The organism is Pseudomonas sp. MIL9 (genome assembly GCF_016887925.1).
In the GTDB taxonomy this organism is placed as follows: Bacteria; Pseudomonadota; Gammaproteobacteria; order Pseudomonadales; family Pseudomonadaceae; genus Aquipseudomonas; species Aquipseudomonas mohnii.
Genome location: NZ_JAFEHE010000015.1, coordinates 21,044 through 44,003, shown reverse-complemented (window position 1 = coordinate 44,003; position 22,960 = coordinate 21,044). Strand labels below are relative to the sequence as shown.

Genomic DNA, 22,960 nt, shown 5'->3' with positions numbered 1-22,960 from the left:
TGGCGCGCCTTTTTTGTGACGAGCGGGTTTAGCTGCCCGCCACTGTCATTCGCTCGATCAGCACAGAACCCGTACGAATGTTGCTGCGCAGCTCCAGGTCGTTACCCACGGCAACGATCTGCTTGAACATGTCACGCATGTTGCCGGCAATGGTCACTTCCTGGACCGCGAACTGGATTTCACCGTTCTCGACCCAGTAACCGGCCGCGCCACGGGAGTAGTCGCCCGTGACCATGTTCAGGCCTTGCCCCATCAATTCGGTCACCAGCAGGCCACGCCCCATGCGACGCAGCAAGGCCGCCTGATCTTCATCACCATGGGTGACGAACAGGTTATGCACGCCTCCGGCATTCGCGGTGCTCGGCATGCCGAGCTTGCGACCGGAGTAAGTACCGAGGATGTAAGACACCAGCTCGCCCTTTTCAACGAACGGCTTCGCGTAAGTCGCCAGACCATCGCCATCGAAGGCCGCGCTGCCCAAGGCACGCATCAAGTGCGGACGCTCATCGATGGTCAGCCATTCAGGAAACAGCTTCTGACCCAGGGTGCCTTCAAGGAACGATGACTTGCGGTACAGGCTGCCGCCGGAAATCGCCGACAGGAAGCTACCGAACAAACCACCGGCCAACTCCGCGGAAAACAGCACCGGCACTTCGCAGGTTGGCACCGGACGCGCGCCGAGACGGCTTGCCGCCCGTTGTGCGGCACGCTGGCCAATGCTCACCGGATCAGCCAGCAAATTGCCCTGGCGGTTCACGTCATACCAATAATCGCGCTGCATCTGACCATCGGCCTCGGCGATCATCACGCAGCTCAGGCTGTGCCGGGTCGACGCATAACCGCCGATAAAACCGTGGCTGTTGCCATAGACACGGCAGCCTTGATGGGTGCTCAGCGTAGTGCCATCGGCATTCTTGATCCGGCTGTCGGCAGCAAATGCGGCCGCTTCACAGGCCAGCGCCTGCTCGATTGCCTGCTCCGGTGTGATATCCCATGGGTGGAACAGGTCGAAATCCTGAACGTCACGAGCCATCAGAGCGGCATCCGCCAGGCCCGACGCTTCGTCTTCCGAGGTGTGTTTGGCAATGGCCAAGGCGGCGGCCACGGTCTCACGAATCGCCTCCGGACCGCTGGCCGAGGTGCTGGCCGAACCCTTGCGCTGGCCAACGTACAAGGTGATACCGAAACCCTGGTCACGATTGAATTCGACGGTTTCGACTTCGCGCTGGCGCACCGTGGTCGACAGGCCCTGCTCCAGGGACACCGCCACTTCACAGGCACTGGCACCCTGGCGCCTGGCTTCAGCGATGATCTGCTCGACTTGTTCCTGCAGTGCCGGCAACGCTTGTGGGCCGACGCTTTCAACTGCACTCATGCTGTTCTCCACTCAAATTCTGCTTTCGGTATAGGTCATCGAGCGACCGGGCCGGACAAGCGGCCCCCGACTGGTTATCATGGCGGCGTTTCTTTGCGGACGGCCACCATGGTTGATTCTTACGACGACTCCCTCGATACGGGAGAAAAAAGCAAATCCCAGGTCAAACGCGAGCTGCATGCTCTGGTTGACCTTGGCGAACGCCTTACGACACTCAAGCCTGACTTGCTGGCAAAACTGCCCTTGACCGACGCTTTGCGCCGGGCCTTGGCCGATGCGCCCAAGCACACGGCGAACATCGCGCGTAAACGGCACCTCCAGTTCATCGGCAAACTGATGCGCGATCAGGACACTGACGCCATTCTGGTCTTGCTCGATCAACTCGATGCCTCCACTCGCCAATACAACGAACGCTTCCATAACCTGGAGCGCTGGCGTGATCGCCTGATCGCCGGCGACGATGCAGTCCTGGAAAAGTTCGTCATCGACTACCCGGAGGCTGATCGCCAGCAATTGCGCTCCCTGATCCGTCAGGCCCAGCACGAATTGGCGACCAACAAGCCACCGGCATCGAGCCGTAAAATCTTCAAGTACATCCGTGAGCTGGACGAGACTCAACGCGGTCTGCGCTGAGACTCTGATCGGGTGAGTCGCCTGGCGGCTCACCCGCAGCTCCACGCCTTACGCGCCCGTGCCACCCACGGTGATCGCATCAATTTTCAGCGTTGGCTGGCCGACACCCACCGGCACCGACTGCCCATCCTTGCCGCACGTCCCCACACCGCTGTCCAGCGACAGGTCGTTACCGACCATCGACACCTTGCTCATGGCTTCCGGCCCGTTGCCGATCAGGGTCGCGCCCTTGACCGGAGCGGTGATCTTGCCGTCCTCGATCAGATACGCCTCGCTGGTGGAGAACACGAACTTGCCGCTGGTGATGTCCACCTGGCCGCCGCCGAGGTTGGCGCAATAGATACCGCGCTTCACCGAGGCGATGATTTCGGCCGGATCGCTTTCACCGGCGAGCATGTAGGTGTTGGTCATGCGCGGCATTGGCAGGTGCGCGTAGGATTCGCGACGGCCGTTACCCGTACGGGCCACGCCCATCAGGCGCGCGTTGAGTTTGTCCTGCATGTAGCCTTTGAGTACGCCGTTTTCGATCAGCGTCGTGCACTCGGTCGGCGTACCTTCGTCGTCAACGCTCAAGGAGCCACGACGCCCCGCCAGGGTGCCGTCATCGACGATAGTGCAAAGCTTGGACGCAACCATCTCGCCCATGCGTCCGCTGTAGGCTGAACTGCCCTTGCGGTTGAAATCTCCCTCCAGACCGTGGCCGACCGCTTCGTGCAGCAACACACCCGACCAACCGGAGCCAAGCACCACCGGCAACGTACCGGCCGGCGCCGGAATGGCCTCCAGGTTGACCAGCGCCTGTCGCAGCGCTTCACGGGCATAGCCCATGGCGCGATCTTCGGCGAGGAAATAACGGTAATCGGTGCGACCGCCACCGCCATGCCCGCCGCGCTCACGACGGCCGTTCTGCTCGACGATCACGCTGACATTGAAACGCACCAGAGGTCGCACATCCGCCGCCAGCCCGCCGTCGGTGGAGGCCACCAGAATCCGTTCCCAGACACCCGCCATACTGACGGTGACTTGCTGGATGCGCGGATCAAGCGCGCGCGTCGCGGCATCGATGCGTTTGAGCAGATCGACTTTCTCGGCACGGGTCAGCACTTCCAGAGGATTGTCTGCCCCATATAACTGCGCGACATCCTGGGTGGTGAACGCCTGCACGGTGCCGTTTTGCCCGGCCCGAGAGATCGAGCGGGCGGCACGGGCCGCCGCGCCCAGGGCTTCCAGAGTGATGGCGTTGCTGTAGGCAAAACCGGTCTTTTCACCCGATTGCGCCCGCACGCCCACTCCCTGGTCAAGGTTGAAGCTGCCTTCCTTGACGATGCCGTCTTCCAGCGCCCAGGACTCGGAGATCTGCCCCTGGAAATACAGGTCGGCGGCATCGATTCCCGGGCCTGCCAGATCGCCGAGCACACCCTGCAGGCTCTCGATCGTTACGCCGCCAGGCGCCAGGAGGTGATCACTGACTGAGGACAACAACTCGCTCATATGCTTTATGCCTTAAATTCGTCGTTCTGATGCAGGCCGCTGGGCGCCCTGCGAGAAAAAGCGCCGGTGACTGGACACCGGCATCCGCGCCCGGATGGACGCCTGTTCGCTGCTGTCTATCTCGGCCAGCAGCACGGCCTCGCCTTGATCCTGTTGCGCCAGCACGCGCCCCCATGGGTCGATGATGGCGGCATGCCCCCAGGTTTCACGCGGCCCCGGATGCGTCCCACCCTGGGCGGCCGCGAGCACATAACACTGGGTTTCAATGGCCCGCGCGCGAATCAACACGTCCCAATGCGCCGCACCGGTCACGGCAGTAAAGGCCGATGGTGCGGTAATCAGCTCCGCGCCGACAGCACGCAATTCGCTGTACAACTCCGGGAATCGCAGGTCATAACAGACCGTCAGGCCGACTCGCCCCACCGGTGTGTCCGCGACCACGACACCACTGCCATAAGCATAGTCATCGGATTCGCGATAACGGCCGCGATTGTCTGCCACGTCAACGTCGAACAAATGCAGCTTGTCGTAACGCGCCACCGTCTCCCCCCGGTCATCGACCAGCAACGAGCAGGCGTGCACCTTGGCTGCCGGCTGGTCCACCGGCGGCAGCGGCAAGGTGCCGGCCACAATCCATAACTTGAGGTCGCGAGCGGTCTGTTTCAACCAGGGCAGGATCGGGCCTTCGCCCAGCGCCTCGGCGCGGCCGATGTCGGCAATGTCGCGCCGGCCCATGGCCGCGAAGTTTTCCGGCAGCACGGCAAGCGCCGCACCACCGGCTGCTGCCTGCTCGAGCAATCGACGGGCCTGGGCCAGGTTGGCCAGCACATCGCTCTGGCTGACCATTTGAATCACCGCTACAGACATGGCGCGCTCCTGAATGGATAGACGTCCATGCTACTCCATAGGCCTGGAGTGTGCGTTCTGAAAAAGAGCGTCAAAAAGGCTTGTCGTAGGTGATTTTCGGTTCTTTCCATGGCCCCTTGACGGTGTACTTCACACTGGCAAAACGGGCCACGCGGTCACCGATCAACTTGTCGATCAGGAACAGAGCACCGCCGACGGCAGGCGCGCCCACGATCAGGGCGGCAATTGGCAGGTTATTGGTCACCGGCAACGTCACCATCAGCTTGGCGTCGATCTGATCGCCCACCAGGTTCAGGGTGCCGTTGAGTTCAACATTACTCGACGGGCCGGTCATCTGGATGGGCTCACGGGTCACATAGACGCCATTGGTCGCCACCAGCAGCCCCTTGACCCGGTCATAGCTCAAGCCTTTGCCGAACAGGTCGGAGAAATCCAGGCGCAATCGCCGGCCGATGGAGTTGAAGTTGAGCAGGCCGAACACTCGCAACGCCTGTGCACCGCCTTCAACTTCAACAAACTGGCCCTCACTCATTGAGGCATCAAGGGTCCCGGAGAAACGCTTGCTGGCCAGCCAGGCCGGTGAACCGGGCCAACGGCCATCGACATCCATACGGAATTCCTGGCTGGTCACGCTCGGTGCGAAGCCCCATCCCTTGAGTACATCCGCCAGGTTCTTGCCACTGATCCGCCCCTTGTACCAGCTTGTGCTGGAGCCGGGCGCGCCTTCCCAGCCTCCGCTGCCTTGCAACAGGATGCCCTTGAGGCCCATATCCAGTGAGTTGAGGGCAATCCCCTTGGCCGTCGGACGAACCTTGAGTGACCAGGCGCCGACCAGATCATTGCCCTGGAACAGCTGATTGATGGTGATATCCAGCGCCGGGATCTTCGTCGGATCCACGGAGGCCAGCGGGTCCGGCGAGTTTTCGTCGGCAAGGACCTTCGGATCAGGTGCCGGCAAGCGCACATATTGCAGATTGATGACCATCGGCGCAGCTTTCGCATCAGGAATGCTGGCGGCGCCCTTGACCTGCTGGCTGTCGAGCTGCAAAGCCCAGGCAGCCGGTTTGCGCGTCAACTGCACCGATGCCTGATCCAGAGTGGTGCCCAGCGCGCTGAGCTTGCCAACCTTGAAATCCGCGCCGCTGAGCAACTGTTTGGCACTGCCGCCCGGATCTTGCCCAGCGTACTTGTTCGCCAGGTCCTGCCAGGGGCCGACATCCAGCTCCGATAGCACGCCGCGCACCCGCAGGCCTTTGGCAGCAGGCAACACGGCATTGCCATTACCCAGGAACAATTCACCGCGACCCTCGGCAAAATTTCCGGGAGGTGCGGCGAAGGTGAAGTTCGCCAATTCGCCGTAATTCACCCAATAGCGTCGCTCCGCTCCCTGCAACGTCATGCGGAATGTCGTATCGCGCCCGGTTTCGGCGGACATGCCGAAAGGGGCCGGCAAATCGATGGCGACACCTTTGAGACTGGAGCTGACCATCAACTGGCTATCGCCACCGTCGAGGGTCAGTTGCAATTGATACGGGATCACACCGCTCGCCGGCAGCGGCTGGGTGACGTTCAGCCAGTTCGCGAGTTTCTTGACTTCGACCTGCCCCGTGGCCGTGACACGGGTATTGAGCCTGCCTTCACGACCATCGGCGAATATCCGCGCACTCACCGGTTTGTCGAAGGCTCGTGCCGTGATGTTCTGGCCGCTCAAGCCTTTGCTGCTATCGAAACGAAAATCACCTTTGAGCTGAGTCAACTCAAGGGGGGGCTCGGGCAATTTCAGTCGAGCCTTTGCCGTTTTGAAGTCGACGAGGATCTTCGGCTGCTCGCCTTTGACCAACGGGATATCCAGCTTCAGTTTGCCTTGCAGATCCCCCTCGCCTTCCCAGCCGGCGAACGTCTCGGCAGTACCGATTGGCGCTTCCTTGAGAATTTTCAGGCCGTCACCCAAGCCGCCGGCAAACCCGCCGTCAAGGAACAGATGAGCGCTCTGTCCTGCCGGAGCGTGAGGAATGTTGACGTAAATATCGCTGACCTGGGTGTCGAGCAACTGCCCCTTGCTGGCCAGAATCCGCACGCCGCTGTCCTCGACGAACACGTCCCCCGTGACCTTGCTGACATGCGGCCAGCCCGGCTGAAACGCCAACTCGGCATCGTGCACTTTGAAAAACAGGCTGATGCTGCGGGCGGCATCTTCGGCGCCGTGGTTCAGCGAGCCCTGGTACTGGAAGAAACCTTGATCGACTGCCCCCTTGAGAATCGCGGTACGCAGCCATTCGTCGAGTGAAGGGCTCAGGACCGCCGGCAAATACTTGGCGGTATAGCGACCGTCCCCGTCGACCATGCCGACCCGCAGGTCCATGTAGTCTTCCTGGTTGTGGTCGAAATGCAGCCGGATCAGGAAGTCACCGGCAATCTTGCCTTCCTCGCCCAAGACCTTCAGGTACGGCGCGATCAGGGTGAAGCCTTCTTTGTCGAGTTTCCAGGTCAGCCGGGCATTGGCCTGGATGTATTGCCACGGCTTGGCGAAAATCGGGTCCAGGTGCAGCAGGAAATCCTTGCTGTCCATGCGCAGCTCGCCGTGCCCCAGGTCCCCGCTGATACTGCCGCTGACATTCCGTGCCGCCGGAGCGCCGTGGTAGGCGTCGAAGCCGACCCGATCAAGATTGGCGGCAAAGCTGAACTTGCTGTCGTCGGTGGCATTGGGCCGCACGTCGATCAGAACGTTGCGCAGGCCACCGATGACCTTGAGCCGCTCGACCGTCGTGGCGAAACCTTCAGGTAATGGCGCCAGGGCATTGAGCAGCGGTGTGAGCGGAGTGAGCTCGAGGCGGTCGGCTTGCAGGTGCCAAACCTCTTCTGCCTTGTCGGTGGCTGCCAGCTGCTTGAGCTGCAAGCGTGATTCCCAGCGAGTCTCGCCGAGGTTCATGGCCAGAGAGTCCAGGGTGACTAACATGCCGTCGGCGCTGCGCTGAAAATAGCCGTTGAGCGCCAGATTATTGATCTGGACCGGCTTGCGCTCGGCATAGGCACCTTTGATTTGAGGCGCGTTCAACCGGATGGCGGCACTTTGCAAGGCACCTTGGCCCCAGGCGGCCCACAACTCGCCACCGGCCTTGATCTGCGAGAAATTCCATTGCTGGGAAACGCTTTCGGGCAGCCATTTCGACCAGTCACTTTGCGGCAGGCTCAGGTAGACGTCCGCCCCACCCTCCTTCCATCGGCTGGCCTGAATGCGGGTACGCAGGCTCATCGCCATCGGCTGGCCATCAGGCAGGGTCAAGCGAACATCGAGCCGCTGGCGGTATACACCGGTTTTCAGATTCAGACCAACGTAAGTCAGGCTAAGGGGCGATTCCCCCCACGGCTGCAACGTGATTTGACTGTCGAGCACCGACAACTGCTGGACCATTTGCAGGCTATTGAGCAACTGCTCCGGGTCGAGGGGCTGATCGTTCCTGACCGGCAAACCTTCCAGCGCCCACTCCCCCTCATTGCCTTGCTTGAGGCTGATCTTCAGGCCATTGAGTTCCAGGTGGGCAATACGTATCTCGCGCGCCAGCAGACTGGCCCAGAGGTCCGGCACCGCCCGCACCTTTTCCAGGTGCAGGGCATTGGCACCCTCACCGACCGTCACATCGTGGGCCGAAAGAATAGGCGCGAAGCCGCTCCAACTGCCTTTCAGCTCGCCAATCTGCAGCGGCATGCCCAAGGCGGCGCTGGCCTTGCTCTCGACTTCACCACGATACTCGGCCACCAACGGCGTCAGCTCACGGCCAAGGCTGACGTACAATGCCATCAATACCAAAACCAACGCGCACAGGCCCAGACCCCAGCGGGTCAGTGCGGCCAATATGCGTGTCAGACGCTCCATGTCAGTTGGCTCCCATGGCAAATGTTTTGCAAAAAGCTGAGGCCAGCCGTTCAGGAAAAGTTAAAGCGTAGCGAATCAGAGCAACACCACGTCGTATTGTTCCTGGGAATACATGGTTTCCACCTGGAAACGAATCGTGCGGCCGATAAACCCTTCGAGCTCGGCGACATTGCCCGACTCCTCATCGAGCAGACGATCGACAACTTTCTGGTTCGCCAATACACGATAGCCTTCCGCCTGATAGGCGCGAGCTTCGCGGAGGATTTCGCGGAAGATTTCGTAGCAGACGGTTTCCGGGGTCTTCAATTTGCCGCGGCCCTGGCAACTGCTGCACGGCTCGCACAGAACCTGCTCGAGGCTTTCGCGGGTGCGTTTACGGGTCATCTGCACCAGGCCCAACTCGGTGATACCGATGATGTTGGTCTTGGCGTGGTCGCGCTCCAATTGCTTCTCGAGCGTGCGCAGCACTTGACGCTGGTGCTCTTCATCTTCCATGTCGATGAAGTCGATGATGATGATCCCGCCCAGATTACGCAGGCGCAGCTGTCGAGCAATCGCGGTCGCGGCTTCCAGGTTGGTCTTGAAGATGGTTTCTTCCAGGTTGCGATGACCGACGAACGCCCCGGTGTTGACGTCGATGGTGCTCATGGCTTCCGCCGGGTCGACCACCAGATAACCGCCAGACTTGAGCGGGACTTTGCGTTCCAGGGCTTTCTGGATTTCGTCTTCGACGCCGTACAGGTCGAAAATCGGCCGTTCGCCGGGGTAATGTTCCAGACGATCGGCGATCTCCGGCATCAGTTCGGCGACGAACTGCGTGGTTTTCTGGAAGGTTTCCCGGGAGTCGATGCGAATTTTTTCGATCTTCGGGCTCACCAGGTCACGCAAGGTACGCAGCGCCAAACCAAGGTCTTCGTAGATCACACTCGGTGCGCTGATGGTTTTGATCTGCGCATTGATCTGATCCCAGAGCCGGCGCAGGTAGCGGATGTCCATGAGGATTTCATCGGCACCCGCGCCTTCCGCCGCGGTACGCAGGATAAAACCGCCGGCCTCCTTGATGCCTTCTTTGGCGACGCAATCGGAGACCACCTGCTTGAGACGCTCACGCTCGGCTTCATCTTCGATTTTCAGCGAAATGCCGACATGAGCCGTACGCGGCATGTAGACCAGATAACGCGAAGGGATCGACAGCTGGGTGGTCAATCGGGCGCCTTTGGAGCCGATCGGGTCCTTGGTGACTTGCACCACCAGGCTCTGCCCTTCATGAACCAGGGCACTGATGCTCTCGACCGCCGGGCCTTCGCGCAGGGAAATTTCCGAAGCATGAATGAACGCGGCGCGATCCAGACCGATATCGACGAAAGCGGCCTGCATGCCAGGCAACACCCGTACGACCTTGCCTTTATAGATGTTGCCAACGATGCCGCGCTTTTGCGTACGTTCGACATGGACCTCTTGCAGGACACCGTTTTCAACCACCGCCACGCGCGATTCCATCGGCGTGATGTTGATCAGGATCTCTTCACTCATGGCAGGGTCTCGTTCAGGCATGTTCACGGTAATGGCCACATCTGGTCAGTACAACGCTTAACGCGCATTATGGTTTTGCCAACAGGGTATGCCGAAATGGCCGAGCAGTTCTGCGGTTTCGCACAGCGGCAAGCCAACCACCGCCGAGTAACTTCCATTGAGCCCGGCGACAAACACCGCACCCAGTCCTTGAATTCCATAGCCACCAGCCTTGTCCTTCGGCTCGCCGCTGGCCCAGTAGGCCGTTGCCTCATCGCTGCTTATCGGGCGAAAACGCACCACGCTACGCACCACCCGCGACTCGCAACGCTCACCTTCGAGTACAGCGATCGCCGTCAGGACTTCATGCTCACACCCGGACAACATCTTCAGCATGGCGCAAGCGTCAGCTTCATCAACCGGCTTGCCGAGAATTTTCCCGTCGAGCACCACGGCGGTATCGGCTCCCAGCACGCAAAACGGAGCGCCGGACTGCACGACATCGCGCCCGGCCGCAGCCTTGCCACGCGCCAGACGCTCGACATAGGCCGCCGGGGACTCCTGGGGTAATGGGGTTTCATCGATGTCCGCACTGATGGCGGAAAACGGAACGCCAATCTGCGTGAGCAGTTCACGCCGACGCGGCGAGCCAGAGGCGAGGTACAGCGGCTTCATCAAGACATCTCCCTTGTCATGGTGTGGGCAAATGCCTGACCGAATCAGTTGATTTTGTAACGTCGGCGCAATCCGCGCAAACCGAAGCTGATCCATGGCCAGAGCAAGGCACTGACCAGTGCCGGCAACACCAGTGCCAGCGTCGGCTGGCGATTGCCGGTCAGGGCGCTGAGCCACAACTGGACCAACTGCGCGAGGCCGAAGATCACCAGGATCACCAGGCTTTGTTGCCACATCGGGAACATCCGAAGACGTTGTTGCAACGCCAGCACCAGGTAGGTGATCAACGTCAGGATCAAGGCATTTTGCCCCAGCAACGTGCCATACAGCACATCCTCGGTCAGGCCCAGGCACCACGCGGTGACCATCCCGACCTTCTGCGGCAGGGTCAATGCCCAGAACGCCAGCAACAGGGCCAGCCATAGAGGACGAAGGATTTCCATGAACTGCGGCAGCGGCGAAACGCTGAGCAGCATGCCGATGGCGAAGGTCAGCCAGACGATCCAGCCGTTTCGGGAGGCTTTGACACCAGCCATTATTCTCGTCCCCCAGTGGTCGCCGGCGCGGAGACAGGCGGTTTGGCAGCAGGTTTGACTACGGCGGGTTGTGCCGCCGGCGGTTTGGCTGGCGCGGGTGCAGTCGTGGACGGCTTGGGATGTTTAACGCCTGGTTTGGCCGGCGTTGTAGCCGCCGGTACGGTAGCAGGCACTGCCGGGGCCACCGGGGCAGCCTGAGCGGGAGTCGGAACGATGGCCGGCTTGGGCACGGTCGCCGGAATGATCGGCCCGCCACCCTGCGCATCCAGGGATTCCTGCGCCTGGGCAGCGTCGTTGGCACGCTCTTCCGGGGTACGGGTATCGCTGAACACCAGCAGCAGGTATCGGCTGCGGTTCAGCGCAGCCGTCGGCACGGCGCGAACAATGGCGAATGGCTGACCGGAGTCGTGAATCACTTCCTTGACCGTCGCCACCGGGTAACCTGCCGGGAAGCGTTGGCCAAGGCCGGAGCTGACCAGCAGATCACCTTCCTTGATGTCAGCGGTATCGGCCACATGACGCAGTTCCAGGCGCTCCGGATTGCCAGTGCCGCTGGCGATCGCCCGCAGACCGTTGCGGTTTACCTGCACCGGAATGCTGTGGGTGGAATCGGTCAGCAACAGGACGCGGGAGGTGTACGGCATCAACTCGACCACTTGCCCCATCAGGCCGCGGGCATCGAGCACCGGCTGACCGAGGACCACGCCGTCGCGCTCACCTTTGTTGATGATGATGCGATGGGTAAAGGGATTGGGGTCCATGCCGATCAGCTCGGCCACTTCGACCTTCTCGTTCACCAGCGCCGAAGAGTTGAGCAACTCGCGCAGCCGAACGTTCTGCTCGGTCAGGGCGGCAAGCTTTTGCATGCGCCCCTGCAGCAGCAGGTTCTCGGTCTTGAGCTTTTCGTTTTCGGCGACGAGTTCGGTCCGGCTGCCGAACTGGCTGGCCACACCTTGCCATAGCCGCTGCGGCAGGTCGGTGATCCAGTAGGACTGCATCAGCACCAGCGACATCTGGCTACGCACTGGCTTGAGCAGTGTGAAGCGGGCATCGACCACCATCAGCGCGATCGAAAGCACGACCAGCACCAACACGCGCACGCCCAGTGAGGGACCTTTGGAGAAAAGCGGTTTAATAAGCCGCTCCTCCCAGGCAAATGTTCTCTTTACTCATACGGCATCAAACCGGCCTGGATGCAGACGACAGAAGATAAACGCGAACAGGCAGCACTGCAAAGTGCCGCCTGCGCGCTCAACAGCATAGAGGCAATCCGGCGACTTATTCGCTGGAGAGCAGGTCCATGGTGTGTTTATCCATCATTTCCAGGGCACGGCCACCGCCGCGAGCAACGCAGGTCAGCGGGTCTTCGGCAACGATCACCGGCAGACCGGTTTCCTGGGCCAGCAACTTGTCGAGGTCACGCAGCAAGGCGCCACCACCGGTCAGGACCAGGCCACGCTCGGCGATGTCGGAAGCCAGTTCCGGAGGCGATTGCTCCAGCGCGCTCTTCACGGCCTGAACGATGGTTGCCAGGGACTCTTGCAGAGCTTCCAGCACTTCATTGGAGTTCAGGGTGAATGCACGTGGAACGCCTTCAGCCAGGTTACGGCCACGTACGTCGACTTCACGCACTTCGCCGCCCGGGTAGGCCGTACCGATTTCCTGCTTGATGCGCTCGGCCGTCGACTCACCGATCAGGCTGCCGTAGTTGCGACGCACGTAAGTGATGATCGCTTCGTCGAAGCGGTCGCCGCCCACACGCACGGATTCGGCATACACCACACCGTTCAGGGAGATCAGGGCGATTTCAGTGGTACCACCACCGATATCCACGACCATCGAACCGCGAGCTTCTTCAACCGGCAGGCCGGCACCGATCGCAGCGGCCATTGGCTCTTCGATCAGGAATACTTCACGGGCACCGGCACCGAGGGCCGATTCACGGATGGCACGACGCTCAACCTGGGTGGATTTGCACGGAACGCAGATCAAAACACGAGGGCTGGGCTGCAGGAAGCTGTTTTCGTGAACCTTGTTGATGAAGTACTGCAGCATCTTTTCGCAGACGCTGAAGTCGGCGATCACGCCGTCTTTCATCGGACGAATGGCAGCAATGTTGCCCGGCGTACGGCCCAACATGCGCTTCGCTTCGGTGCCGACAGCAACGACACTTTTCTGGTTACCGTGTGTCCGAATAGCCACAACGGAGGGCTCATTCAGGACGATACCGCGCTCGCGCACGTAAATAAGGGTGTTGGCAGTGCCCAGGTCAATGGAAAGATCGCTGGAAAACATGCCACGCAGTTTCTTGAACATGGGAAAGGGACCCTAGGCAACGCGTGGGTAAAAAAGTGCGGCAAACTCTAACAACGACAGGGATTTTGGGCAAGGCGCCAATATGTTAAATTGGCCGCTTTTCTGTGCACCAAGCCCCACAATCGCGGCCTTATGACCGTAGAAGTGCGGTAGTGTTCCGACAATCTAACACACGGACGCCGTCCGTTCTGTTTTCCACTGGAGAATCCCAATGGCGCTTGAACGCTCCGACGTGGAAAAAATCGCTCATCTGGCCTGTCTGGGCCTCAATGAAGCCGATCTTCCACACATCACTTCAGCCCTCAACAGCATTCTCGGGCTGGTCGACGAAATGCAGGCGGTCAATACCGACGGTATCGAACCGCTCGCCCACCCACTGGAAGCCAGCCAGCGCCTGCGTGCAGACGTCGTGACCGAGACCAATCATCGCGAGGCTTACCAGTCCATCGCACCAGCGGTCGAAAACGGCCTGTACCTGGTTCCGAAAGTCATCGACTAAAGGGAAAGAGCCTGCAATGCATCAATTGACTCTGGCCGAGATCGCCCGCGGACTCGCCGATAAAAAGTTTTCTTCCGAAGAGCTGACCAAAGTCCTGCTGGCGCGTATCGCCCAGCTCGATCCACAGCTCAACAGTTTCATCAGCCTCACCGAGGACCTGGCGCTCACGCAGGCGAAAGCTGCGGACGCCCGCCGGGCCAACGGTGAGAGCGGCGCCCTGCTCGGCGCGCCGATCGCCCACAAAGACCTGTTCTGCACCCAGGGCATCCGCACCAGCTGCGGCTCGAAGATGCTCGACAACTTTAAAGCACCTTACGACGCCACCGTCGTCGCCAAGCTGGCCGCCGCCGGGGCCGTGACCCTGGGCAAGACCAACATGGACGAATTCGCCATGGGTTCGGCCAACGAGTCCAGCTACTACGGCGCCGTGAAAAACCCGTGGAACCTGGAATACGTGCCTGGCGGTTCGTCCGGCGGTTCGGCCGCGGCCGTTGCCGCTCGTCTGTTGCCGGCAGCCACTGGCACCGACACGGGCGGCTCCATTCGTCAGCCCGCCGCATTGACCAACCTCACCGGCCTGAAACCGACGTACGGTCGCGTTTCGCGCTGGGGCATGATCGCCTACGCCTCGAGCCTCGATCAGGGTGGCCCATTGGCCCGCACTGCCGAAGACTGCGCCATTTTGTTGCAGGGTATGGCCGGCTTCGATCCGAACGACTCCACCAGCATCGACGAGCCCGTGCCGGACTACAGCGCCAGCCTCAACGGCTCGCTGCAAGGCCTGCGCATTGGCGTGCCTAAAGAGTATTTCAGCGCCGGTCTCGACCCGCGCATCGCCGATCTGATCCACAACAGCGTCAAGGAGCTGGAAAAGCTCGGCGCCGTGATCAAGGAAATCAGCCTGCCGAACATGCAGCACGCGATCCCTGCGTACTACGTGATCGCTCCGGCGGAAGCCTCTTCCAACCTGTCGCGTTTCGACGGCGTGCGCTTCGGCTACCGCTGCGAAAACCCGGTCAACCTGATGGACCTGTACAAACGCTCCCGTGGCGAAGGCTTCGGTCCGGAAGTACAGCGCCGGATCATGGTCGGCGCCTACGCACTGTCGGCCGGCTACTACGACGCCTACTACCTGAAGGCGCAGAAGATCCGTCGCTTGATCAAGAACGACTTCATGGCGGCCTTCAACGAGGTCGACATCATCCTCGGCCCCACCACGCCGAACCCGGCCTGGAAGCTCGGCGCCAAGAACAGCGACCCGGTCGCTGCGTACCTGGAAGACGTCTACACCATCACCGCCAACCTCGCTGGCCTGCCGGGCTTGTCCATGCCTGCCGGTTTTGTCGATGGCCTGCCGGTCGGCGTGCAATTGCTCGCTCCGTACTTCCAGGAAGGTCGCCTGTTGAACGTTGCCCACCAGTATCAGCTACACACTGACTGGCACACCCGCACCCCGCAGGGGTTTTGAAACTGCTGCGCTCGGTAATGCTGCGTTGAAAACTGGCTCGTAATGCTCATTGACTAAAGTCAACTCCGCTTACTCGCCAGTTTTCGCCTTGCCTTATCTTCGCTCGCGACGTTTCAAAATCCCCTGCCTAGGCTTCTGAGGAGACACACATGCAATGGGAAGTCGTGATCGGGCTGGAGATTCATACCCAGCTCACCACCCGGTCGAAAATCTTTTCCGGTAGTTCCACCACGTTCGGCTCCGAGCCGAACACCCAGGCCAGCCTGATCGACCTGGGCATGCCCGGCGTACTGCCGGTGCTGAACCAGGAAGCGGTGCGCATGGCGGTGATGTTCGGTCTGGCGATTGACGCCGAGATCGGCCAGCACAACGTGTTCGCCCGCAAGAACTACTTCTACCCGGACCTGCCCAAGGGCTACCAGATCAGCCAGATGGAATTGCCGATCGTCGGCAAGGGCCACCTGGACATCGCCCTGGAAGACGGCACGGTCAAACGTGTCGGTATCACCCGCGCGCACCTGGAAGAAGACGCCGGCAAGAGCCTGCACGAAGAGTTCAACGGTGCCACCGGCATCGACCTGAACCGTGCCGGCACGCCGCTGCTGGAAATCGTTTCCGAGCCGGACATGCGCAGCGCCAAGGAAGCCGTGGCCTACGTCAAGGCGATCCACGCACTGGTGCGTTACCTGGGCATCTGCGACGGCAACATGGCCGAAGGCTCGCTGCGTTGCGACTGCAACGTGTCGATCCGCCCGAAAGGCCAGGCCGAGTTCGGCACCCGCTGCGAGATCAAGAACGTCAACTCGTTCCGCTTCATCGAGAAGGCGATCAACAGCGAAATCCAGCGTCAGATCGAATTGATCGAAGACGGCGGCAAGGTGATCCAGCAAACCCGCCTGTACGATCCGAACAAGGACGAAACCCGTCCGATGCGCAGCAAAGAGGAAGCCAACGACTACCGTTACTTCCCCGATCCGGACCTGCTGCCGGTCGTGATTGAAAACGCGTTCCTCGACGACGTGCGCGCCACCCTGCCGGAATTGCCACCACAGAAACGCGAGCGCTTCCAGGAGCAGTTCGGTCTGTCGGTGTATGACGCCAACGTGCTGGCCACCAGCCGTGAGCAGGCGGACTACTTCGAGCAAGTCGCGAGCATCAGCGGCGACGCCAAGCTGGCGGCCAACTGGGTGATGGTCGAGTTGGGCAGCCTGCTCAACAAACAAGGCCTGGACATCGAAGCGTCGCCGGTTTCCGCCGAGCAACTGGGCGGCATGCTGCTGCGGATTAAGGACAACACCATCTCGGGCAAGATCGCCAAGGTAGTGTTTGAAGCCATGGCCAACGGCGAAGGCAGCGCGGACGAGATCATCGACAAGCGCGGCCTGAAGCAAGTGACCGACACCGGTGCCATCTCGGCAGTGCTGGACGAAATGCTCGCGGCCAACGCCGAGCAGGTCGAGCAGTACCGTGCAGCAGACGAAGCCAAGCGCGGCAAGATGTTCGGTTTCTTCGTCGGCCAGGCCATGAAAGCCTCCAAAGGCAAGGCCAACCCGCAACAAGTGAACGAATTGCTGAAAAGCAAGCTCGAAGGCTGATAGAAATGGAGCCAGTTTTTAAACCTGGCTCAAAACCTTGTAGGAGCGAGCCTGCTCGCGATGGAATGTCAGTTGGCCCCGATGTAGCTGACCCTCCATCGCGAGCTGGCTCGCTCCTACAGTTGTTTCGGGAAGCCTTTGAAATGAAACGTCTGCTCGGCGCCTGCGCCCTCCTTTCCCTCCTCGCCGGCTGCGCGAGTAACGATACCGTCGACCCGCATGGCTACGACAAGACCGGCATGGCCTCGTACTACGGCGCCAAACACCAGGGTAAACGCACCGCCAGCGGCGAGCGTTTCGACCGGAATTCCCTGACCGCCGCCCATCGCCAGCTTCCCTTCGGCACACGGGTGAAGGTCACCAACCTGAACAACGACAAATCCTGCGTGGTCCGCATCAACGATCGTGGGCCGCATACCCGTGGGCGCCTGATCGACCTGTCCCACGAGGCCGCCGAACGCCTGGGCATGCTCAAGAGCGGCACCGCACGGGTTCGCGTGCAAGCCCTCGACGACTGACAAACGGAGCCCCGACCATCTTCGGACTAGCCGATTTACCCCTGATCAACGTGATCGAATTGCTCAGCGGCCTGGTGCTGCTGATTGCCGGCGCCGAACTGATGGTACGTGCCGCCGTGCGCCTGGCCGCGCGCCTGCATGTGCGACCACTGATCATCGGCCTGACCATCGTCGCCCTCGGCAGCAGCGCACCGCAGATGGCCATCAGCCTGCAAGCCACCCTGGCGCATAACGCCGACATCGCCGTCGGCAGCGTGATCGGCAGCAGCATTTTCAATATCCTCGTGACCCTCGGCCTGTCGGCGCTGATCATCCCCCTGCGGGTGTCACGGCAACTGGTGCGCCTGGATATTCCGCTGATGATCGGCGCCAGCCTGCTGGTGTTCGTGCTGGCCTGGAATGAAGAGCTGACCCGTGCCGATGGCGTCATTCTCCTGACTGCACTGCTGCTGTACCTGGGCCTGTTGCTGCGCCAGTCGAAGCACTCGGCGCGTCCGCAGTCGACTCATGAGCACCCGGTGCAAGCGCCATGGTTAAAAAGTCTGATGATGATCGTTGCCGGCCTGGCGATGCTGGTGTACGCCGGCCACTTACTGTTGGGCGCGGCGGTTGCGGTCGCCACTGATCTGGGACTGTCGGAACGGATCATCGGCCTGACCATCGTCGCCATCGGCACTTCCCTGCCAGAGCTCGCGACCTCGCTGATCGCCGCCTCCCGTGGCGAACGGGAGATCGCGGTGGGCAACGTCATTGGCAGCAACCTGTTCAACCTGTTGGGCGTTTTGGGCTTTACCGCACTGGTCGCGCCGACACCCCTGTCGGTATCGCCCAATGCCCTGGATTTCGACCTGCCAGTGATGCTCGGCGTCGCCGCGCTGTGCCTGCCGGTGTTCTATTCCGGCTACCGGGTAACCCGTGCCGAAGGCTTGCTGTTTCTGGGGTTGTACCTGGCTTACGGCCTGCACGTGGTGTCGTTCACCACCGGTATGCCATTGGCGGCCAAGCTTGAACACCTGATGCTGTTTTTCGTCCTGCCGGCGCTGGTGGCGTTTTTGCTGTTCACGTCGCTGCGCGCCTGGCATCGCCAACACCACAAGAGAGAATTGCCATGACCGAGAACAAGAAGACCGGCGTTGAAGTACGCCGCCAAGTGATGGGCGACGCCTTCGTCGACCGCGCGCTGGGCAACGCCACCGAGTTCACCCAGCCGCTACAGGATTTCGTCAACGAACACGCCTGGGGCAGCGTCTGGAGCCGCGAAGGCTTGCCGCTTAAAACCCGCAGCCTGATCACCCTCGCCGCCCTGACAGCGCTGAAGTGTCCGCAGGAATTGAAAGGTCACGTGCGCGGTGCGCTGAACAATGGCTGCACCGTGGAAGAAATTCGTGAAGCGCTGCTGCATTGCGCGGTGTATGCCGGCGTGCCGGCGGCGATCGACGCGTTCCGGGCGGCGCAGGAAGTGATTGATACCTACCAGAAGCCGGAGTGAAACCGCGAACAGGCTCGCTCCCACAGGGAATGCATTCCAAATGTGGGAGCGAGCCTGCTCGCGATGAGGCCCTAAAAAGCACCGACTCTTCAGCGACTAGATCCACCCACCCCACTGCAACAAAAAGATCCCGATGTTGGTGGTGACCGCCGCCATCAACGTGGTAATGACGATGATCGCCGCCGCCAGTTCATGATTGCCATTGGCTGCCCGGGCCATGACAAAACTGGCCGCCGCCGTCGGGCTGCCGAAGTACAGGAACAGAATCCCCAACTCCGCGCCACGAAAACCCCAGAGCCACGCGCCGAGCGTCGCCAGTATCGGCAAGCCGAGCATCTTCACCAGACTTGAACTCAGCGCCATCGGCCCGCTCTTGCGCATCGCCGCCAGCGACAGCGTGCCGCCAATGCAGATCAATGCCAACGGCAGGGTGGTCTGCGCCAGGTACTGGCCGGAAGTTTCCAGCCATCCCGGCAAACCGATCTTGAAGTAGGCAAACGGTGCCGCCGCGATCACGCTGATGATCAGCGGATTGCTGAACACGCTTTTGCAAATGCTCCACGGATCGGACTTGATTACCGGGCTGTACACCGCCAGCACGATGGTCGACAGCGTGTTGTAGAACAGGATCACCAGCGCCGCGAGAATCGCTCCCAGGGAAATCCCGTAATCGCCGTACATGCTCGCCGCCAGTGCCAGGCCGATGACCCCGTTGTTACCGCGAAATGCGCCCTGGGTGTAGATCCCGCGGTCTTCTCGCGGGCACTTGAAAATCGCCCAGCCCCAGGCGATGGCAAAGCACACCAGGGTGGCGAGGGAGAAATAGATCAGCAGCGCTGGCTGCAGCGCGGCGTGCAGGTCGGCATGCAGGATGCCGAGAAACAGCAACGCCGGCATGCTGACGTTGAACACCAGCGCCGACGCGGTGTGGATGAAGTTATCGTTGATCCAATCGATGCGCTTGAGCAGCACCCCCAGAAACAGCATGGCGAACACCGGGGCGGTGATGTTCAGGGTTTCGAGGAAAATGGCCAGCATGCCGGGGATAACCTTGGGTGAGCGTCGTTAGGGGGCTAATGATAAGCCAGCAAGTCCCTCGCCGTCTGGTAGAACGCTATCGCTGGCAAGCCAGCGATGCAGCCGACGCGGTCTTACGTGATTGGCGCCGGGTTGAACAAGGTGATGTCGTTATGCAGCTTGTGCTTTTCGGCCCACGTCTGCTTCTTGCCGCTGGCCACGTCCAGGTAGTAGTGGAACAACTCCCAGCCGAGGTCCTCGATGGAGGCGCGTCCGGTGGCGATTCGCCCCGCGTCGATGTCGATCAGGTCCGGCCAGCGCTGTGCCAGCTCAGTGCGGGTCGATACCTTCACCACGGGCGCCATCGCCAATCCATAAGGCGTGCCACGACCGGTGGTGAACACGTGCAGGTTCATCCCCGCCGCCAACTGCAACGTCCCGCAGACAAAGTCGCTGGCCGGCGTTGCGCAGAAGATCAGGCCTTTTTCCTTGAAGCGCTCGCCTGGGCCGAGCACGCCGGTAATGGCGCTGCTACCGGACTTGACGATCGACCCCAGGGATTTCTCGACAATGTTCGACAACCCGCCCTTCTTGTTGCCCGGCGTGGTGTTGGCACTGCGATCCGCCTCGCCCTTGGCCAGGTAACGGTCATACCAGTCCATTTCCCGCACCAGTTCCTGAGCGACTTCCCTGGTTTGCGCGCGCGAAGTCAGCAGGTAGATCGCGTCGCGCACTTCGGTCACTTCGGAGAACATCACCGTCGCACCCGCACGCAACAGCAAGTCCGAGGCGTAACCCAGGGCCGGGTTGGCGGTGATCCCGGAGAACGCATCGCTGCCACCGCATTGCATGCCCAGGATCAGCTCGGACGCCGGCACGGTTTCCCGACGGCGCTGATCGAGCTTCTTCAAACGGGTCTCGGCCAGCGCCATGATCTGCTCGATCATCTCGGTAAAACCGTGACTGGAGTCCTGCAGGCGATACAACCAGGGCTCGCTCAAATCCACCGAACTGTCGTTCTCGTGCATCACTTGCCCGGCCTGCAATTTCTCGCAGCCCAGGCTGATCACCAGGGCCTCGCCCCCCAGGTTCGGGTTGCGCGCCAGATTGCGCACGGTGCGAATCGGGATGTAGGCATCGGTGGCGGTGATCGCCACGCCACAGCCATAGCTGTGGGTCAGCGCCACCACGTCATCGACGTTCGGGTACTTGGGCAGCAGTTCGTCCTTGATGCGCTTGACCGCATGGTCCAGCACGCCGGAAACGCACTGCACCGTGGTCGTGATACCGAGAATGTTACGCGTGCCAACCGTGCCGTCGGCGTTGCGATAACCCTCGAAGGTATAGCCTTCCAGCGGCGCTTGCGCGGCCGGCACTTCGGTGGACAGCGGCAGGCTGTCCAGCGGTGGCGCGGTGGGCATGCGCAATTGGTCTTCCTTGACCCAGCTGCCGCGTGGAATCGGCTGCAAGGCATAGCCAATGGTCTGGCCGTAACGAATCACCTGTCCGCCCTCGGGGATGTCCTCCAGGGTGACCTTGTGACTTTGTGGCACGAAATCCACGGTGACCAGGCCATCGGCAAACGCGGTGCCGGCCGGTACCCCCTGATCGTTGACCACGATCACCACATTGTCCCGCTCGTGCAGGCGGATGTAGCGCGGCGAGTCGGAATGTTCAATCAACTGCATGACGCCGCTCCTCAGGAATGCGCTTGAGACAATTTGTTATTCATTTCAGGACCGCCCATCGGTGGTTCTTTAAGCACAACGCGTTTGATCGGACCGACGATGACCAGATAGCTGAACACCGCGACCAGTGCGTTGCAACCGACAAACACCAGCGCCCACTTGAACGATCCGGTGGAGCTGATGATGTAACCGATCACGATCGGGGTGGTGATCGAGGCGAGGTTGCCAAACATGTTGAACAGGCCACCGCTCAAACCGGCGATCTGTTTCGGCGAAGTATCGGAGACCACCGCCCAGCCCAGCGCGCCCACGCCCTTGCCGAAGAACGCCAGGGCCATGAAGCCCACGACCATCCATTCGATGTCGACGTAGTTACACGCCACGATGCTGCTGGAGACCAGCAGGCCGGCAATGATCGGCGCCTTGCGGGCGAACGTCAGGGAATGCCCCTTGCGCAGCAGGTAGTCGGAAATCACCCCGCCGAGCACACCGCCGATGAAGCCGCAGATCGCTGGCAACGAGGCAATGAAGCCGGCCTTGAGGATGGTCATGCCGCGCTCTTGCACCAGGTACACCGGGAACCAGGTCAGGAAGAAGTAAGTGATGCCGTTGATGCAGTATTGGCCGAGGTAGACGCCGAGCATCATGCGGTTGGTCAGCAACTGGCGAATGTAGTCCCACTTTGGGCCGTCGACCTTTTTGCCCTTGCCTTTGTCCTGGTCCATGTCGACCATGCCGCCGTTCTCGGCGATGTGTTTGAACTCGGCGTCATTGATCATCGGGTGCTGGCGCGGGCTGTGGATAACTTTCAGCCAGATCAGCGAGAACACGATGCCGATGCTGCCCATCACGACAAACACGTGCTGCCAGCCAAAGGTGTAGACGATCCAGCCCATGAGCGGCGCGAACAGCACTGTGGCGAAGTATTGCGCCGAGTTGAAGATCGCCGATGCCGTACCGCGTTCAGCGGTCGGGAACCAGGCCGCCACGATGCGAGCGTTGCCAGGGAAGGACGGCGCTTCGGCCAGGCCCACCAGGAAGCGCAGCATGAACAGCGCGACAATCGCCGTGGACATGCCGAACTCACCGACATAACCCTGCAGGACGGTGAACAGCGACCAGGTGAAGATGCTCAAGGCATAGATTTTTTTCGAGCCGAAACGGTCCAGCAGCCAGCCACCGGGAATTTGCCCGGCCACGTAGGCCCAACCGAATGCAGAGAAGATATAGCCGAGGGTGACCGCGTCGATGCCGAGGTCTTTTTGCAGGCTGGAGCCGGCAATGGCGATGGTAGCCCGGTCGGCGTAGTTGATCGTGGTCACCAGGAACAGCATGAGCAGGATCAAATAGCGGACGTGAGTCGGCTTGGTCGATTGCATGTAGATGTACTCCCACTGATTATTTTTA

19 protein-coding genes are annotated in these 22,960 nt (G+C 61.0%); 7 read left to right on the top strand and 12 right to left on the bottom strand.

Features of this window, described 5'->3' with window-relative positions:
* Positions 1-28 precede the first annotated feature (28 nt).
* A complete protein-coding gene (pmbA, locus tag JQF37_RS17230) occupies positions 29-1,375 on the bottom strand; it encodes a metalloprotease PmbA (protein ID WP_130203952.1) in 1,347 nt (448 codons plus the stop codon).
* A gap of 108 nt (positions 1,376-1,483) precedes the next feature.
* On the opposite strand from pmbA, the gene yjgA reads away from it, so the two are divergent.
* Complete coding sequence (gene yjgA / locus JQF37_RS17225) at positions 1,484-2,008, top strand: ribosome biogenesis factor YjgA (protein WP_047537701.1); 525 nt, start codon at positions 1,484-1,486, stop codon at positions 2,006-2,008.
* A 48-nt stretch (positions 2,009-2,056) separates the two neighbouring features.
* Here yjgA and tldD read toward each other — a convergent pair whose 3' ends face one another.
* The 8 genes from tldD to mreB all read right to left on the bottom strand — a co-directional run bounded on the left by tldD (position 2,057) and on the right by mreB (position 13,279).
* Positions 2,057-3,499, bottom strand: coding sequence for a metalloprotease TldD (tldD, locus tag JQF37_RS17220; RefSeq protein WP_130203951.1), 1,443 nt, complete (start codon positions 3,497-3,499; stop codon positions 2,057-2,059).
* Positions 3,500-3,511: 12 nt separating this feature from the next.
* On the bottom strand, positions 3,512-4,366 hold the full coding sequence (locus tag JQF37_RS17215; RefSeq protein WP_130203950.1) for a carbon-nitrogen hydrolase family protein: 855 nt from the start codon (positions 4,364-4,366) through the stop codon (positions 3,512-3,514).
* Positions 4,367-4,436: 70 nt separating this feature from the next.
* A complete protein-coding gene (locus tag JQF37_RS17210) occupies positions 4,437-8,240 on the bottom strand; it encodes a YhdP family protein (protein ID WP_130203949.1) in 3,804 nt (1,267 codons plus the stop codon).
* 75 nt (positions 8,241-8,315) lie between these two features.
* Positions 8,316-9,773 carry a ribonuclease G gene (gene rng / locus JQF37_RS17205; RefSeq protein ID WP_047537689.1) on the bottom strand — a complete coding sequence of 486 codons (1,458 nt, stop codon included), beginning with the start codon at positions 9,771-9,773 and terminating at the stop codon, positions 8,316-8,318.
* A gap of 57 nt (positions 9,774-9,830) precedes the next feature.
* A complete protein-coding gene (locus tag JQF37_RS17200) occupies positions 9,831-10,427 on the bottom strand; it encodes a Maf family protein (protein ID WP_130203948.1) in 597 nt (198 codons plus the stop codon).
* 44 nt (positions 10,428-10,471) lie between these two features.
* Positions 10,472-10,963: a rod shape-determining protein MreD gene (gene mreD / locus JQF37_RS17195; RefSeq protein ID WP_047537684.1), complete on the bottom strand. Its 492-nt coding sequence runs from the start codon at positions 10,961-10,963 to the stop codon at positions 10,472-10,474.
* A complete protein-coding gene (gene mreC, locus JQF37_RS17190; RefSeq protein ID WP_130203947.1) occupies positions 10,963-12,099 on the bottom strand; it encodes a rod shape-determining protein MreC in 1,137 nt (378 codons plus the stop codon). Before mreC ends, mreD begins: the two co-directional genes overlap by 1 nt.
* 142 nt (positions 12,100-12,241) lie before the next feature.
* Positions 12,242-13,279 (bottom strand): rod shape-determining protein MreB, encoded by a 1,038-nt coding sequence (gene mreB / locus JQF37_RS17185; RefSeq protein ID WP_002555108.1) that lies wholly within the window; start codon positions 13,277-13,279, stop codon positions 12,242-12,244.
* 211 nt (positions 13,280-13,490) lie between these two features.
* Between mreB and gatC the strand changes: the two genes are divergently transcribed.
* The 6 genes from gatC to JQF37_RS17155 all read left to right on the top strand — a co-directional run bounded on the left by gatC (position 13,491) and on the right by JQF37_RS17155 (position 18,848).
* Complete coding sequence (gene gatC / locus JQF37_RS17180) at positions 13,491-13,778, top strand: Asp-tRNA(Asn)/Glu-tRNA(Gln) amidotransferase subunit GatC (RefSeq protein WP_047537661.1); 288 nt, start codon at positions 13,491-13,493, stop codon at positions 13,776-13,778.
* 16 nt (positions 13,779-13,794) lie between these two features.
* Positions 13,795-15,246 carry an Asp-tRNA(Asn)/Glu-tRNA(Gln) amidotransferase subunit GatA gene (gatA, locus tag JQF37_RS17175; RefSeq protein ID WP_130203946.1) on the top strand — a complete coding sequence of 484 codons (1,452 nt, stop codon included), beginning with the start codon at positions 13,795-13,797 and terminating at the stop codon, positions 15,244-15,246.
* A gap of 149 nt (positions 15,247-15,395) precedes the next feature.
* Positions 15,396-16,841 (top strand): Asp-tRNA(Asn)/Glu-tRNA(Gln) amidotransferase subunit GatB, encoded by a 1,446-nt coding sequence (gene gatB, locus JQF37_RS17170; protein ID WP_090467156.1) that lies wholly within the window; start codon positions 15,396-15,398, stop codon positions 16,839-16,841.
* 143 nt (positions 16,842-16,984) lie between these two features.
* Positions 16,985-17,359 carry a septal ring lytic transglycosylase RlpA family protein gene (locus tag JQF37_RS17165; protein ID WP_130203945.1) on the top strand — a complete coding sequence of 125 codons (375 nt, stop codon included), beginning with the start codon at positions 16,985-16,987 and terminating at the stop codon, positions 17,357-17,359.
* A gap of 50 nt (positions 17,360-17,409) precedes the next feature.
* Positions 17,410-18,471, top strand: a complete 1,062-nt coding sequence (locus JQF37_RS17160; RefSeq protein ID WP_130203944.1) for a calcium/sodium antiporter — start codon at positions 17,410-17,412, stop codon at positions 18,469-18,471.
* Entirely contained in the window at positions 18,468-18,848 is a 381-nt protein-coding gene (locus JQF37_RS17155; RefSeq protein ID WP_047537646.1) for a carboxymuconolactone decarboxylase family protein, read from the top strand. The genes JQF37_RS17160 and JQF37_RS17155 overlap by 4 nt, the downstream gene beginning before the upstream one ends.
* Before the next feature lie 96 nt (positions 18,849-18,944).
* On the opposite strand, the gene JQF37_RS17150 is transcribed toward JQF37_RS17155, so the two are convergent.
* The 3 genes from JQF37_RS17150 to JQF37_RS17140 all read right to left on the bottom strand — a co-directional run bounded on the left by JQF37_RS17150 (position 18,945) and on the right by JQF37_RS17140 (position 22,932).
* Positions 18,945-19,886: an AEC family transporter gene (locus JQF37_RS17150; RefSeq protein WP_130203943.1), complete on the bottom strand. Its 942-nt coding sequence runs from the start codon at positions 19,884-19,886 to the stop codon at positions 18,945-18,947.
* Positions 19,887-19,999: 113 nt separating this feature from the next.
* Positions 20,000-21,553, bottom strand: coding sequence for a galactarate dehydratase (garD, locus tag JQF37_RS17145; RefSeq protein ID WP_130203942.1), 1,554 nt, complete (start codon positions 21,551-21,553; stop codon positions 20,000-20,002).
* Positions 21,554-21,564: 11 nt separating this feature from the next.
* Entirely contained in the window at positions 21,565-22,932 is a 1,368-nt protein-coding gene (locus JQF37_RS17140; protein ID WP_090467150.1) for an MFS transporter, read from the bottom strand.
* Positions 22,933-22,960 lie beyond the last annotated feature (28 nt).

Bases quoted from the DNA above. Each gene is read 5' to 3' on its own strand.
- pmbA (WP_130203952.1), bottom strand. From the start codon at position 1,375: ATGAGTGCAGTTGAAAGCGTCGGCCCACAAGCGTTGCCGGCACTGCAG.
- yjgA (WP_047537701.1), top strand. From the start codon at position 1,484: ATGGTTGATTCTTACGACGACTCCCTCGATACGGGAGAAAAAAGCAAA.
- tldD (WP_130203951.1), bottom strand. From the start codon at position 3,499: ATGAGCGAGTTGTTGTCCTCAGTCAGTGATCACCTCCTGGCGCCTGGC.
- JQF37_RS17215 (WP_130203950.1), bottom strand. From the start codon at position 4,366: ATGTCTGTAGCGGTGATTCAAATGGTCAGCCAGAGCGATGTGCTGGCC.
- JQF37_RS17210 (WP_130203949.1), bottom strand. From the start codon at position 8,240: ATGGAGCGTCTGACACGCATATTGGCCGCACTGACCCGCTGGGGTCTG.
- rng (WP_047537689.1), bottom strand. From the start codon at position 9,773: ATGAGTGAAGAGATCCTGATCAACATCACGCCGATGGAATCGCGCGTG.
- JQF37_RS17200 (WP_130203948.1), bottom strand. From the start codon at position 10,427: ATGAAGCCGCTGTACCTCGCCTCTGGCTCGCCGCGTCGGCGTGAACTG.
- mreD (WP_047537684.1), bottom strand. From the start codon at position 10,963: ATGGCTGGTGTCAAAGCCTCCCGAAACGGCTGGATCGTCTGGCTGACC.
- mreB (WP_002555108.1), bottom strand. From the start codon at position 13,279: ATGTTCAAGAAACTGCGTGGCATGTTTTCCAGCGATCTTTCCATTGAC.
- gatC (WP_047537661.1), top strand. From the start codon at position 13,491: ATGGCGCTTGAACGCTCCGACGTGGAAAAAATCGCTCATCTGGCCTGT.
- gatA (WP_130203946.1), top strand. From the start codon at position 13,795: ATGCATCAATTGACTCTGGCCGAGATCGCCCGCGGACTCGCCGATAAA.
- gatB (WP_090467156.1), top strand. From the start codon at position 15,396: ATGCAATGGGAAGTCGTGATCGGGCTGGAGATTCATACCCAGCTCACC.
- JQF37_RS17165 (WP_130203945.1), top strand. From the start codon at position 16,985: ATGAAACGTCTGCTCGGCGCCTGCGCCCTCCTTTCCCTCCTCGCCGGC.
- JQF37_RS17155 (WP_047537646.1), top strand. From the start codon at position 18,468: ATGACCGAGAACAAGAAGACCGGCGTTGAAGTACGCCGCCAAGTGATG.
- JQF37_RS17150 (WP_130203943.1), bottom strand. From the start codon at position 19,886: ATGCTGGCCATTTTCCTCGAAACCCTGAACATCACCGCCCCGGTGTTC.
- garD (WP_130203942.1), bottom strand. From the start codon at position 21,553: ATGCAGTTGATTGAACATTCCGACTCGCCGCGCTACATCCGCCTGCAC.
- JQF37_RS17140 (WP_090467150.1), bottom strand. From the start codon at position 22,932: ATGCAATCGACCAAGCCGACTCACGTCCGCTATTTGATCCTGCTCATG.